The organism is Streptomyces sp. NPDC008313, from assembly GCF_042956125.1.
GTDB lineage: Bacteria > Actinomycetota > Actinomycetes > Streptomycetales > Streptomycetaceae > Streptomyces.
This window is the reverse complement of the sequence record NZ_JBIBFR010000016.1, coordinates 88,033-101,583: the sequence shown is the minus strand read 5'-3', so window position 1 is coordinate 101,583 and position 13,551 is coordinate 88,033. Positions and strand designations below refer to the sequence as shown.

The window sequence follows — 13,551 nt, the reverse complement described above, 5'->3', positions numbered from 1 at the left end:
CGCCCGGTCGTGACCGGGCGGGCCTTGCCGTTTCGGGGCACGATTGCGGAGGATGCGAGTGGGGACCGGGGCCCCCGTGCCGGTAACGGCAGGGGCGGACCGCTACCCGGAGTACGCAACAGGAGACAGCGATGTCCCAACAGGCTCATCGGAGTGACCCGACGGACCGGACCGACCGGATCGACGAGGGGCACGAGCCCGAGACCCCGCATCTCGACTTCCAGGGCACGACGCCGTACGAGGACTACGTGCAGGCGGACGTCCTCACCCGCCTCCAGCACACCCTCTCCGACGACCCCGGAGAGATGGTCTTCCTGGTGACGACCCAGGTCATGGAGCTGTGGTTCACGGTCATCGTCCACGAGTGGGAGACCGCGGCGCGCGCCCTGCGCGCCGACGACGTCCCCACGGCCGTGGCCGCGCTCAAGCGCTCGGTGCGCGAACTGGACGCGCTGAACGCCTCCTGGCGGCCGCTCGGCCAGCTGACCCCGGCGCAGTTCAACTCGTACCGCTCCGCACTCGGCGAGGGATCCGGCTTCCAGTCCGCGATGTACCGCCGCATGGAGTTCCTGCTCGGCGAGAAGTCCGCGTCCATGCTGGTGCCCCACCGGGGCGCCCCGCGGGTCCACGCGGAGCTGGAGAAGGCGCTGCACGAGCCGAGCCTGTACGACGAGACGCTGCGGCTGCTGGCCCGGCGCGGTTTCGCGATCCCCGAGGCGGTGCTGACGCGGGACGTGTCGGCGCGCTACGAGCCGGCCGCCGAGGTCGAGGCCGTCTGGACGGAGCTGTACGCCGGTGACGAGAGCGCCGAGCTCGCGCGTCTCGGCGAGGCGCTGACGGACGTCGCCGAGCTGGTGTGGCGATGGCGCAACGACCATCTCGTCGCGACACGGCGGGCGATGGGCGCGAAGACCGGCACGGGCGGCTCCGCCGGGGTGGCCTGGCTGGAGAAGCGGGCGCAGAAGAACGTCTTCCCGGAGCTGTGGACGGCGAGGTCCCATGTCTGAGGCGTCCGCACCGCGCGACAGGGCGGAGGCGCTGGACTCGGCCGACGAACTCGCCAAGAGGCGCGAGCTGTTCGTCCTCGACGACGCCCCCGGCGTGACCTACCTGGACGGGAACTCGCTGGGCGCGCTGCCCGCCGCCGTCCCCGGGCGGATCGAGGACGTCGTCCGCCGTCAGTGGGGCGAGCTGCGGATCCGGTCCTGGCAGGAGAGCGGCTGGTGGACGGCGCCCGAGCGGATCGGCGACCTGATCGCCCCGCTGGTGGGCGCGGCACCGGGGCAGATCGTGGCCGGTGACTCGACGAGCGTCAACGTCTTCAAAGCGGTCGTCGGCGCCGTACGGCTCACCCGGGACGGCGGCGCTCCCGGGGCCGGTGGCCGGGACGAGGTCCTGGTCGACGCAACGACGTTTCCCACGGACGGCTACATCGCCGAGTCGGCGGCCCGTATGACGGGGTGCCGGGTGCGCCCGGTGGCCCCCGGCGAGCTGGCCGGCGCTCTCGGCCCGCGTACGGCGGCGGTGCTGCTCAACCACGTCGACTACCGCACGGGCCGGCTGCACGACCTGCCGGGCCTGACCGCCGCCGTGCACGCGGCCGGGGCCCACGTGGTCTGGGACCTGTGCCACAGCGCGGGCGCCCTGCCGGTGGGGCTGGACGCGCACGGGGTCGACCTGGCGGTCGGCTGCACGTACAAGTACCTCAACGGCGGCCCGGGTTCACCGGCCTACCTGTACGTGCGCTCCGGTCTCCAGGACCGCTTCGACTCGCCGCTGCCCGGCTGGAACTCCCACGTGGAGCCCTTCGGGATGCGACGGGAGTTCGAGCCCGCCCCGGGTGCGCTGCGCGGCCGCGTCGGCACCCCGGACATCCTCTCGATGCTGGCGCTCGAAGCCGCCCTGGAGGTGTGGGACGGCGTCCCGGTCGAGTCGGTCCGCGCCAAGTCCCTCGCCCTGACGGACTTCTTCCTGGAGTGCGTCGAGGCGTACGTCCCCGGGGGACGCCTGGAGTGCCTGACCCCGCGCGCCCACGCGGAACGCGGCAGCCAGATCACCCTCGGCTGCGCCGACGCCGCCGAGGTCATGCCCCGCCTGATCGGCCGGGGCGTCATCGGCGACTTCCGCCCGCCGGACGCCCTCCGCTTCGGCTTCACGCCGCTGTACCTGGGCTTCGGCGAGGTCGAACGGGCGGCGCGGGTGCTGGCGGAGGTCGTCGCCTAGCCAGGGCCGTGAACGGTCCCCGGGGAGCCGGCTCCCCGGGGACCGTTCCCTGCCCCCGTGGCCCGCCCCGGCGCGGGCCACGGGGGGCGCCTCACCGTGGGTGACATCCCCTCGTCACGCCGCGCACCGGCCCTGGTACCGTCCCGGCCGACGGCCGATCGCCCGCCCGGTCCGCCGCACACGCCACCGCACCGAGAGGCTGGAGCATGTCGGACGACGCCGCCGAGGAGGCCTCCGCCTTCTCGCACCCGCCCGTCTCCCCGGACGCCACCGCCGCCTACGGCGACCACCCCGACCAGGTGATCGACTTCTACGCCCCGCGCACCGGCGGCGACGCCCCCGCTCCCCTCGTCGTCCTCCTGCACGGCGGCGCCTGGCGCGCCGCGTACGACCGCCTGCACGTGACGCCGTTCGCGGACTTCCTGGCCCGCCGCGGCTTCGCGGTGGCCAACGTCGAGTACCGCCGCGGCACCACGGTGCCCGCGCAGGGCGGGACGGGGCCGGTCGCGGGCCGCTTCCCCGAGACGTTCGACGACGTGGCGGCCGCGTTCGACGCGCTCCCCGGCCTCGTACGCCGGGCGGTTCCGCGGGCCGACCCGCGGCGCACGGTCGCCACCGGCCACTCCGCGGGCGGCCACCTGGCCCTGTGGGCCGCCGCCCGCCACGTACTGCCGGCCGACGCGCCCTGGCACACCGGCCGCCCGGCCCCGCTGCGCGGCGTCGTCGCCCTCGCCCCCATCGCGGACTTCGCCGTCGCCGGGAAGCTGGACGTCTGCGGGGGTGCCGCGCGCCAGCTGCTGGGCGGCGAGGCGCGGTTCGAGGAGCGCAGGCCGTACACCGACCCGGTGTTCCTGCTCCCGACCGGGATCGCCACCACCCTTGTGCAGGGCCGCGCCGACGTCGTCGTGCCGCAGGCCGTCGCCGAGTCGTACGCCGACGCGGCGGCCAGGGCGGGGGAGACGGTGGGCCTGACACTCCTCGACGGCGTGGGCCACTTCCCGCTGATCGACCCGGCGGCGGACGCGTGCGCGGTGGTCGCGGAGGAGATCGCCCAGCTGGCCTGGTAGGCACCCGGCCCGGTACGCGGGGGCGGGGGCGCCGTACGCGCGAGGGCCGTACCCGTACGGACCGACAATGTCCCGTAGTACCTGAGACGGACCCCCGAGGACCCGTCTCATGGGTGACGACCGCCGCCCCCGCCCCGGCCTACCTTTCTGTACGTGACCGAGATGACCCAGACCCAGACGATGCCGCCCGGCGAAGTGACGCCGCGCAGCCCGGAGTTCCGACTGGCCGTGGGCGCCCTGCGCGGACTGTGGCAGGACCTGTTCCACGACGCCTTCGCCTATCGGCCGCTGCCGCGCATGCGCGTCGACGGACCGCTCGTCGGGCGGCTGCCCGGACACCTGCGGGCGCGCGCGGCCTGGACCCCGCACGCCGCGGTGGGCCTGGCCGGCCTGCTGGCGGTGGCCTTCGCCGGTATCGACACCGACGCGACCGGCACCCCGGGTCTCTTCCTCGCCCTCCTCGCGCTGGCACCGGTGCTGCTGACCCTGGTCCGGCCGGTCGGTGCCTTCTGGGCGTCGCTGGCCGCCGCGCCGGTGGCCGTCTCGTTCGGCGATCCCTGGAGCGACTGGCCGTGGCCGCCGGGCGCCCTCGCCGCGCACCTGGTCGTCCTGACGGTCGTGGCGCTGCGGACCAGGCCGCGCACCGCCGCCTGGATGTGGGTCCTGACCGCGGTGTACGGGCTGGCGGCCGAGACCTTCTTCGGCGGAGGGCACTACGACACCAACACGGCGCCGCTGCTGTCCGTCTCCGCCCTGGCCCTGCTGGCCGTCACGGTGCTGCACATACGCCGGGCCGCGCAGCGGGAGGTCACCGCGCAGCAGTCGGAGACGGCGCAGGAGCGCTCCCGGCGCACCCTGCTGGAGGAGCGCTCGACGATCGCCCGCGAACTGCACGACGTGGTCGCGCACCACATGTCGGTCGTCGCCATCCAGGCGGAGGCGGCCCCGTACCGGGTGGAGAACCCGCCGCCGGAGCTGGAGAAGGCCTTCGCGACGATCCGGGAGAACGCGGTGGCGGCGCTCACCGAGCTGCGCCGCGTGCTCGGCGTCGTACGGGCGGAGGACTACGAGGCCCCGGACGCCCCGCAGCCCGTCCTCGCGGATCTCGACGGCCTCCTCGGCAATGTGCGGGACGCGGGACTGGCGGTCGAGAAGGTGGTCACCGGCGGGGTGCGGGAGCTGCCGCAGGGCGTCGAGCTGTCGGCGTACCGGATCGTCCAGGAGGCGCTCAGCAACGCCCTGCGGTACGCGCCCGGCGCGACGGCCCGGGTGGAGATCGGCTACGTGCTCGGCGGGCTCGGGCTGCGCGTCGTGAACGGTCCGGCTCCGGGGCCGGCGCTCGTGAAGGCCACGCACGGCGCCGGGCACGGCATCACGGGGATGCGCGAGCGGGTCACGATGCTGGACGGAGAGATGACGGCGGGCCCGGCACCGGACGGCGGCTACGAGGTCACGGTCTTCCTTCCCGTCCCCGCCACGGTGGACCCGGCGTGACGGGCCCGGCCCCGGAGGGCACGACGGACGGCACGACGGAGGAGACGACGCGCGGCACCATCCGCGTGCTGATCGCCGACGACCAGATGATGGTCCGCGAGGGTTTCTCGGTGCTGCTCAACGCGATGCCCGGCATCGAGGTGGTCGGCGAGGCGGTCGACGGACGCGACGCGGTCCGGCGGGTGCGCGAGCTGTCACCGGACGTCGTGCTCATGGACATCCGGATGCCCGGGCTGAACGGCATCGAGGCGACCCGGGAGATCGTCGCGGCGGACGGGGCGGCCAAGGTCCTCGTGCTGACGACGTTCGACCTCGACGAGTACGTGTACCAGGCGCTGCGGGCGGGGGCCTCCGGCTTCCTCCTCAAGGACGCGTCGGCGCGCCGGCTCGCCGACGGGGTACGGGTGGTGGCGGCCGGCGAGGCGCTGCTCGCGCCGTCCGTGACCAGGCGGCTGATCACGGAGTTCTCGAAGATCGACCGGGCGCCGCGCTTCTCCGCCGGTGCGCAGGCGGCGTACGGCGAACTGACCGAGCGGGAGACCGAGGTCCTGGTCCTCATCGCGCAAGGCCTGTCGAACGCGGAGATCGCGGCGGGACTGGTCGTCGCCGAGTCCACCATCAAGACCCATGTGAGCCGCGTCCTGGTGAAGCTGGGCCTGCGCGACCGCACCCAGGCGGCCGTCTTCGCCTACGAGGCGCGCCTGGTCACACCCGGGTGAGGCGGGGGCCACGGCCCCCGGGCCCCTGTTCACCGGCCGCCGCCGCGGGCTAGCGTCCCGTCATGGCAGTCTCGAAGCGCTCGCTCCCGTCGTCGTCGGCGTTCGACCCGTGGGACCCGGAGTTCGTCGCGGACCCGTACCCCGCGTACGCGGAGCTGCGCGACCGGGGCCGGGTGCTCCACTACGAGCCGAGCGACCAGTGGCTGGTCCCGCACCACGCGGACGTCTCGGCGCTGCTGCGCGACCGGCGGCTGGGCCGGACGTACCGGCACCGCTTCACCCACGAGGACTTCGGCAGGACCGCGCCCCCGCCCGGGCACGAGCCGTTCCACGTCCTCAACGACCACGGGATGCTCGACCTCGAACCGCCGGACCACACGAGGATCCGCCGGCTGGTCTCGAAGGCGTTCACGGCCCGGACGGTGGAGCGGCTGCGGCCCTACGTCGAGGGGCTCGCGGACGAACTGGCCCGGAACCTGGCCGACGCGGGCGGCGGCGATCTGCTGACCGACGTCGCCGAACCGCTCCCGGTGGCGGTGATCGCGGAGATGCTCGGCATCCCCGGGTCCGACCGGGGCCCGCTGCGCCCGTGGTCGGCCGACATCTGCGGGATGTACGAGCTGAACCCCTCCGAGGAGACGGCCGCGAGGGCGGTGCGGGCGTCGGTCGAGTTCACCGCGTACCTGCGCGAGCTGATCGCCGCCCGCCGCGAGAAGCCCGGCGACGACCTGGTCTCCGGCCTGATCGCCGCCCACGACGAGGGCGACCGCCTGACCGAGCAGGAGATGATCTCGACCTGCGTGCTGCTCCTCAACGCGGGCCACGAGGCGACGGTCAACGCCACGGTGAACGGCTGGTGGGCCCTCTTCCGCCACCCGGACCGGCTGGCGGCCCTGCGCGCCGACCACTCCCTGGTCCCCACGGCCGTGGAAGAGCTGATGCGCTACGACACGCCCCTGCAGCTCTTCGAGCGCTGGGTGCTGGACGACATCGAGATCGACGGCACGACGATCCCCCGCGGCTCGGAACTGGCCCTGCTCTTCGGCTCCGCCAACCACGATCCGGCGGCCTTCTCCGCCCCCGGCCGCCTTGACCTCGCCCGCCGGGACAACCCGCACATCTCCTTCAGCGCGGGCATCCACTACTGCATCGGCGCCCCCCTGGCCCGCATGGAACTCACCGCATCCCTCACCGCCCTCCTGACCCACACCCCCACCCTCCACCCCACCTCACCCCCGACCCGCAAACCGAACTTCGTCATCCGCGGCCTGGAGAGCCTGCACGTCGGGCTGTGACACCGTCCGAAACCGGGTTCACTACTCGGTATGAACTCCAGGCCGTGGTCGTGGCGCGTTCCGGCCAGAGCCTCCGCACGGTGAAGCCTGCTTGCTACGGTCGTGTGCCGCGGAAGCCTTGATCGACGACCGTCCGGCTCTCCGCACGACACATGGCCAAGGGGGGCGCTCGGAGCATGGCGTGGGACGAGTGGGAGCAGCTGAAGACGCAGGCGGCTGCGAAAAAATCGACCGCGATGAGACTGAACCAATTGGCTGTCCCAGGCGGTGGCGGAGGCGGAGAAGTGCAGGGCGACCTGCACGTCAATCAAACGGACCTGGCGGCCATCGGAGACGCGGCGTACCGCTTGCACGGGGACCTCGACCACTACGGTGACCACGCTCGCATCACTTCGATGGCGGCCGCCGGCGGACTGAAGTCAGAGGGCTACGAACTCGGCGAGGGCCTCGACCACGTCGCCGAGCGCTGGGGGGACCAGGTCCAATCCCTCCTTGACGCGTGCGCCCACATCTCCAACCACTTGGACTACACCAAGCGTGCGCACGCGGGTGACGAGGTGTACATCGCGGGCACGCTCAGCAGCATCTCCCTTCTGGACAAGGGCTTTGACGACAGGGCGGGACACTGATGGACCTGGATGCCCTGCGGTTCGGGAACTTCTCGAAGCTAGGTGAGGCCGTCACCGACTGGGAGCAGATGGCCAGGAAGCTGGGCGAGTTAGAGAAGACCGCCGATCAGGACCTGTTGCAGAAGGCCGTGAAGGCACGTTGGGCGGGCGTCAACGCGGGAGTGACGCGCGAGTTCGTCGCGAAGACGGCCGCGGAGTTCGCGGACGCCCACACCCAGGCCAAACCATCGCGAAGATCCTCGCCGACACCCGGCTCGAGCTGATCGACTACCGCGGACAGCTCGACCAGGCCGTCGAACGCGGTTCCAAGAAGAATCTCACCGTGACGGACACCGGGAGCGGCACCTTCCGGGTCGAGATGACCATCCACCCCGACCGTGGCGCGAAGGGGGCCGAGGTGCCCTCTCACGACCAGCAGGACGTCGATGGCTTACGCGACGAAGTCCAGCGCGTCCTGAGCGGGGCCACCGAGTCCGACAAGTCCGCCAAGGAGGTACTGAAGGCAATCGTCGATCAGGTCGCCTACGGCTTCTCGGACGCCAGCTACCCCAACCGGGACAAGGCTGCCCAGGCACTCAAGGAAGCCGAGAAGTTGGCCCGGATGGCCAAGCATCCGGACAGAATGTCGATGCACGATGTAGCGAAGTTCAACGGGCGCCTGGACAAGTATCACAACGATCCTCTGTTCGCAGAGCGGTTCGCGACCCGGCTGGGCGCCAAGGGCACCCTCCAGTTCTGGACAGAGATGACGGACGCGCACGCAGGGGCGACGGGCGCTGATCTCGACCGGATGAAAAGCCTGCAGAACAACCTGAGTATGACCCTGGCGACGGCCTCGTTCTCTGACTCGGACTCCATGCAGAGCTGGAAGAAGGACATGCTCGGGGAGATGAACACGAGCTTCCATGCCGATCCCACGAACCCGGTGAAAAGCCCTGTGGGAGCCCTGGGTTCCCAGGTGATGAGCAGCTTGATGCACCGCGGGCAGTTCGACACCGAGTTTCTGGACGCATACAGGTCCAAGGTCTTCAAAGCTGACAAAGCCGCGGGCCGGTCGAACACCAAGGATCTCTGGGAGACCGGGAACCGAGGGATTGACCTCGTCTTCGGTGAGGCCAACGGGCGTGACCCGTTGTACGGCGTCTTCGATGCGCTGTCCCACAACCCTGAGGCGGCGGTCCACGCGTTCGAGTCGAAGTCGGACTTGAACCACATGCTCGACAGCACGAAGTACACGGACCGAGGTGCTTCCCTGGGCCAGGCATTGGAGACCGCGGTCACCGGCGTCGCCGCGGGAGACAAGGCCCCTGCCGCCCTGCCGCACAGCGAGACGCAGGTGCACATCATGGCGAACGTCATGCAGGCGGTCGCTCAGCCGGATGGCGGTAGTAGCTTGGTGGACAAAAGTATCGGAGCACACTTCGGACACATGGCGGCGTCGTACATGCCGGAGATCAGCAGGGCCTTTGGCGGGCCCAGTTCAGAAGACGTATTTCTGTCCGGCAGTGCGGATCCCGCAGGTCTGAATAAGACGGACGTGACGCGATTCCTGTCGGCGGTGTCCACCGACGCAAACGGCCGCGCGGCGATCCGCTACGGCGAGAGCGTCTACACCGGTAGCCTGATCGACGCCCACCTGTCGGATCCGGCGCTCTTCGATGGAAGCCGGACCCAAGTCCTCGAAGACATCGGTCGAAATGCTGGCGTTATTGAGGGAATCGTCGGTAGATCCGTTGCTGATGCGGACATCGGCAGTGCCGTCGACATCGAGCACGAAGAAAATGACGCCCTCAAACAACAGGGGGACTTCTTCAAGACCGTGGTTTCGACCGGTATCGGAGTCGGGGCCGTTACATTGGTGCCCGACACCCGGGTAGGCGCGGTGAGGGGGGCGGTGGGTGGCGGCTTCTTCAGCGGTGTCGCAGGTATGGCCGTGGATCGCTTGTTTGATGGCAAGGAGCTGGACAACGCGCTGGACGAGTCGCTGTATCGAACCGGTCAGGACTTGAACAAGATGCAGGAGTCAGTGAATCAACAGACGCAGTGGTCGGTCGAGGAGGCCTTGAAGCGGCACCACGTCGACTTGCCGAAAGGCGGAACGGATGACCTCATCCGGAATGCCGTCAACGATGGTTGGGAGTCGAGTGACAGCATCATGGAGGACGCTCAAAAGCGCCCGAGCGCCTAGAAGTGCAGGCGGATATTCGCTGAAAATCAAGGCGAAAAATGCCGTGACTGCTGCCGTAGTGCTCTGCGCGATATTCGGCGGGATCTGGTTCGGGTACCAGCAGATATTTCGCAGAGGGATTGATCGGCTTCCGGCCACATTGTGTGACGGTGCAGTCAAGCGCGAAGTGGCGGCTCGCGTGCTTCCGGAAGCTCGGTCGGCGGGGCACAAGTCGGATGTTACCGGTGCGGGAGACAACTTCATGTTCGCGTGCCGTGTAGACACGTCCGACGACTACATGGTCTCAGGTGAGGCGATAATGCGTGACGTCTCCGAATCGGGCTGGGCCGACTTCTACGAGCAGTACGGTGGCGACAATGAAGGGAAGGTCGTCCGTGTCCCCTCGGGAGATGTGCGAGCGCTGTCCAAGCGTGGGTTCGCCACCGTCTACGTCCCGTGTGTTCCCCGTGGCGTGGATGCGGCCGACGCTGATGAGACCTACGCGCTGGTGACCGAGGCGCGGGTCGTCGGCAAGCACAAGGCCAACGGTATCGAGCTGAGACAGGCCCTGACCGACTTCGCCTACCAAGTCACTGTGCACGCCTACGCGGTGGCCGAATGTCAGAAGCCTCGTGACTTTCCAGAGGAACTTCCGCGGTACGAGACCGGCTGAGCGGCAGGGAGACGGGGGTGGAGGTGAGTCGTGTCGTTGGCCCCCGTCAGGTGCTCATGTCGCGGTGGCGCAGGGCTGTGAGGCCCGCTGTGGTCAGGGCTGCCGCGGTGGCGGTGAGGGTCAGGACCGGGGGCCAGGACATGGGGGTGCCCGGGAGGGCCGGGAGGTGGGTGAAGGGGGAGAGGTTCATGACGGCCTGGGGGGCGTCGAGGGCGGGGCCGATCCAGCCGAGGAGGAGCGCGGCGCCTGCCACGCCCCAGGCAGCGGGGGCCAGGCGGGGGGACGCCCCGTACAGGAGGGTCGCGGCGCCGCCGATCAGCCAGATCGCGGGGAGCCGCACGAGGCAGGCGGCCAGCACGGGGCCGAGGTCGTGCCCGTATCCGGCGGCGAGGCCGAGCCCGCCGAGCAGCATGACGAGGGCCGAGCCGCCGAACGCGACGGTCAGGTGGCCGGCGGCCCAGCGCAGCCGGCCGACCGCGTTCGCCAGTACGGGTTCGGCGCGCTGGGAGATCTCCTCGGCGTGCAGGCGCAGGACGGACTGGACGATGTGGAGCGCGGCCACCATCCCGAGCATCCCGGCCATCGTGCCGAGGAAGGCGTCGGTCAGGCCCGCCGTGCCGCCCATCCGGGCGATGATCTCGCGGGTCCGCTCGTTGTCGCCGACCAGGTCCGTCGCGCCCTTGGTCAGGGAGCCGAAGGCGGCACCCGCGGCGAGGTAGCCGAGGCTCCAGCCCAGGACGGCGCCCCGCTGCAGTCGCCAGGCCAGGGCCCACGCCGTGCCGAGGCGGCCCGCCGCCGGTCCTGGGCGGCTGGGCAGGAAGCCCATGCCGAGGTCGCGGCGCCCGGCGAGCGCGTACGCGGCGGCGCCCTGGACGGCGACGGCCACGCCGAACAGCGCGAGCACCCACCAGCGTTCGTCCGCGAAGGCGCGCAGGTTCTCCAGCCAGCCGACCGGCGAGAGCCAGGTGAGCACGGACGAGCCGTCGGTGCTCGCCGCGTCACCGGCGGCCCGCAGCACGAACGCCGCGCCGACCAGCCCGCCCGTCAGCCCCTTCGCGAGCCGCGCGCTCTGGGTGAACTGGGCGACGATCGCCGCCAGGGTGGCGAAGACCATGCCGACGCCCGCCGTGCCGAGCCCGAGCGCGACCGCGCCCTGTGCCCCCTGTCCGGCGAGGCCCACCGCGATCAGCAGCGCGAGCACGGCGTTCGCGGCGAACGCGGCACCCAGCGCCGCCGTCAGCGGGGCGCGCCGCCCCACCATCGCCGAGGAGATCAGCTCCTGCCGTCCGCTCTCCTCCTCGTCCCGGGTGTGCCGTACGACGACGAGCAGGCTCATGACCGCGGCGAGCACCCCGGCGTAGGCGCCGATGCGCCAGGCCACGAGCCCGCCCACCGAGTCGGAGAACACCGGCCCGTAGGTGGCCCGCAGCGAGCTGTTGGTCAGCATCTGGGCGGCGACCCCGGCCCGGTCGGCGGCGGTGGCGTAGACGCTCGCGAGCGCGTTCGGCATGGAGAGCACCATCAGGCCGGTGACCAGGACCCACAGCGGGATCATCACCCGGTCCCGGCGGAGCGCGAACCGCGTCAGCGTGCCCGTACCGGCCAGCCCGCGCGCGACCCCGGACCCGCGGGGCGCGGGGCGCGGCCCGGTGACGGCACTCACCGGGTCACCGCGCGCACGCCGTCGGCGGCGGCCTCGCCCTGGTAGTGGCGCAGGAACAGCTCCTCCAGCGTCGGCGGCGTCGAGGTCAGCGACCGTACGCCCGAGCCGGCCAGGCAGCGCAGCACCGCGTCCAGCTTGTCCGAGTCCACCTGGAGTTTGACGCGCCTTCCGCGTACGTCGAGGCCGTGCACGCCGGGCAGCGACGCCAGTCCGTCCACCGCGCCGGCGAGTTCGGCGGTGACGCTGGTACGGGTGAGATGGCGCAGCTCGGCGAGCGAACCGCTCTCGACGGTCACGCCCCCGCGGATGATGCTGACCCGGTCGCAGAGTTCCTCGACCTCGCTGAGGATGTGCGAGGAGAGCAGGACGGTGCGCCCCCGGTCGCGCTCCTCCTCGACGCACCGCCGGAAGACCTCCTCCATCAGCGGGTCGAGTCCCGAGGTCGGCTCGTCGAGGATGAGCAGGTCGGCGTCCGAGGCGAAGGCGGCGACGAGGGCGACCTTCTGGCGGTTGCCCTTGGAGTAGGTGCGGCCCTTCTTGGTGGGGTCCAGTTCGAAGCGTTCTACGAGGTCGGCGCGGCGGGCCGGGTCGAGTCCCCCGCGCAGCCGCCCGTACAGGTCGATGACCTCGCCGCCGGAGAGGTTGCGCCACAGGGTGACGTCGCCGGGTACGTAGGCGACGCGGCGGTGCAGCTCCACGGCGTCCGCCCAGGGGTCGCCTCCCAGCAGCCGCGCCACGCCCGCGTCGGCGCGGAGCAGGCCGAGCAGGACCCGGATGGCGGTGGACTTCCCGGCGCCGTTCGGGCCGAGGAAGCCGTGGACCTCGCCGGTCCTGACGGTGAGGTCGAGGCCGGCGAGCGCGTGCGTCCTGCCGAACGACTTGTGCAGTCCCGATACCTCGATGGCGAGGTGCGACTTCGTCATGCTCCAGAACGTACGCTTCTTTCAGAAATTTGTGAAGTTAAGGAAATGTCCGAACGGCGACTAGGCTGGAGGCCCGGAGATCGTGGGAGGCGGGCGCGCGAGGGGATGATGGTGCGATGACGGAACGGGGCAGTACGGAAGCGGCCGAGCGGACCGGGACGGCACGGCCGGAGGCCGGGGCGCGGGACGAGGAGGCCGTCTCGCGGTTCGTCGAGGGCTTCGCCGCGCAGCTCGTCGAGGCCGGTATGCAGCGGATGCCGTCCCGTGTGTTCGCCGCGCTCCTCGCCTCCGACTCCGGCGCGCTGACCTCCGCCGAACTGGGCGGACAGCTCCAGGTCAGCCCGGCGGCGGTGTCCGGCGCGGTGCGCTATCTCGCCCAGCAGCACATGGTCTCCCGCGAGCGGGAGCCCGGTTCGCGCCGCGAGCGCTACCGGGTGCACGGCGACCAGTGGTACGAGGCGCTGACCAGCCGTGAGGCGGTGCTGAAGCGCTGGCAGTCGGCCCTGCGGGACGGCGTCGACAGCCTCGGCGAACAGACCCCGGCGGGCCGCCGCCTCGCCGAGACCCTGGCCTTCTTCGACTTCGTCGACCGGGAGGTCGCGGCGATGATGGACCGCTGGCGCGCCCACAGGGCCCGCGTCTTCGCCGACGACTGAGCACCCGTAGGCCGGTACGCCACCCGGATCGCCCGCCCGCGC

At 71.3% G+C, this 13,551-nt stretch carries 13 protein-coding genes; 11 read left to right on the top strand and 2 right to left on the bottom strand.

The window, feature by feature from the left end; translation table 11 throughout:
- Positions 1 to 131: 131 nt before the first annotated feature.
- The 10 genes from ACFY93_RS22385 to ACFY93_RS22340 all read left to right on the top strand — a co-directional run bounded on the left by ACFY93_RS22385 (position 132) and on the right by ACFY93_RS22340 (position 10,267).
- Positions 132 to 1,007, top strand: a complete 876-nt coding sequence (locus tag ACFY93_RS22385; protein ID WP_391361770.1) for a tryptophan 2,3-dioxygenase family protein — start codon at positions 132 to 134, stop codon at positions 1,005 to 1,007.
- Positions 1,000 to 2,223, top strand: a complete 1,224-nt coding sequence (locus ACFY93_RS22380; RefSeq protein ID WP_391361767.1) for an aminotransferase class V-fold PLP-dependent enzyme — start codon at positions 1,000 to 1,002, stop codon at positions 2,221 to 2,223. Before ACFY93_RS22385 ends, ACFY93_RS22380 begins: the two co-directional genes overlap by 8 nt.
- A 206-nt stretch (positions 2,224 to 2,429) precedes the next feature.
- Entirely contained in the window at positions 2,430 to 3,290 is an 861-nt protein-coding gene (locus tag ACFY93_RS22375; protein WP_391361764.1) for an alpha/beta hydrolase fold domain-containing protein, read from the top strand.
- A gap of 153 nt (positions 3,291 to 3,443) precedes the next feature.
- Entirely contained in the window at positions 3,444 to 4,784 is a 1,341-nt protein-coding gene (locus ACFY93_RS22370; RefSeq protein WP_391361761.1) for a histidine kinase, read from the top strand.
- Positions 4,781 to 5,503: a response regulator gene (locus tag ACFY93_RS22365; RefSeq protein WP_391361758.1), complete on the top strand. Its 723-nt coding sequence runs from the start codon at positions 4,781 to 4,783 to the stop codon at positions 5,501 to 5,503. Before ACFY93_RS22370 ends, ACFY93_RS22365 begins: the two co-directional genes overlap by 4 nt.
- Positions 5,504 to 5,565: 62 nt before the next feature.
- Positions 5,566 to 6,798 (top strand): cytochrome P450, encoded by a 1,233-nt coding sequence (locus ACFY93_RS22360; RefSeq protein ID WP_391361755.1) that lies wholly within the window; start codon positions 5,566 to 5,568, stop codon positions 6,796 to 6,798.
- A 176-nt stretch (positions 6,799 to 6,974) separates the two neighbouring features.
- Positions 6,975 to 7,427 carry a hypothetical protein gene (locus tag ACFY93_RS22355; protein WP_391361753.1) on the top strand — a complete coding sequence of 151 codons (453 nt, stop codon included), beginning with the start codon at positions 6,975 to 6,977 and terminating at the stop codon, positions 7,425 to 7,427.
- Positions 7,427 to 7,690, top strand: coding sequence for a hypothetical protein (locus ACFY93_RS22350; RefSeq protein ID WP_391361750.1), 264 nt, complete (start codon positions 7,427 to 7,429; stop codon positions 7,688 to 7,690). Before ACFY93_RS22355 ends, ACFY93_RS22350 begins: the two co-directional genes overlap by 1 nt.
- Positions 7,691 to 7,749: 59 nt before the next feature.
- On the top strand, positions 7,750 to 9,615 hold the full coding sequence (locus ACFY93_RS22345) for a hypothetical protein (RefSeq protein WP_391361748.1): 1,866 nt from the start codon (positions 7,750 to 7,752) through the stop codon (positions 9,613 to 9,615).
- A 43-nt stretch (positions 9,616 to 9,658) separates the two neighbouring features.
- Positions 9,659 to 10,267: a hypothetical protein gene (locus tag ACFY93_RS22340; RefSeq protein WP_391361746.1), complete on the top strand. Its 609-nt coding sequence runs from the start codon at positions 9,659 to 9,661 to the stop codon at positions 10,265 to 10,267.
- Between the two features lie 46 nt (positions 10,268 to 10,313).
- Here ACFY93_RS22340 and ACFY93_RS22335 read toward each other — a convergent pair whose 3' ends face one another.
- Positions 10,314 to 11,822: an ABC transporter permease gene (locus ACFY93_RS22335; RefSeq protein WP_391361941.1), complete on the bottom strand. Its 1,509-nt coding sequence runs from the start codon at positions 11,820 to 11,822 to the stop codon at positions 10,314 to 10,316.
- A 104-nt stretch (positions 11,823 to 11,926) separates the two neighbouring features.
- Positions 11,927 to 12,853: an ATP-binding cassette domain-containing protein gene (locus ACFY93_RS22330; RefSeq protein ID WP_391361745.1), complete on the bottom strand. Its 927-nt coding sequence runs from the start codon at positions 12,851 to 12,853 to the stop codon at positions 11,927 to 11,929.
- A gap of 116 nt (positions 12,854 to 12,969) precedes the next feature.
- Between ACFY93_RS22330 and ACFY93_RS22325 the strand changes: the two genes are divergently transcribed.
- Entirely contained in the window at positions 12,970 to 13,509 is a 540-nt protein-coding gene (locus ACFY93_RS22325; RefSeq protein WP_391361742.1) for a MarR family transcriptional regulator, read from the top strand.
- Positions 13,510 to 13,551 lie beyond the last annotated feature (42 nt).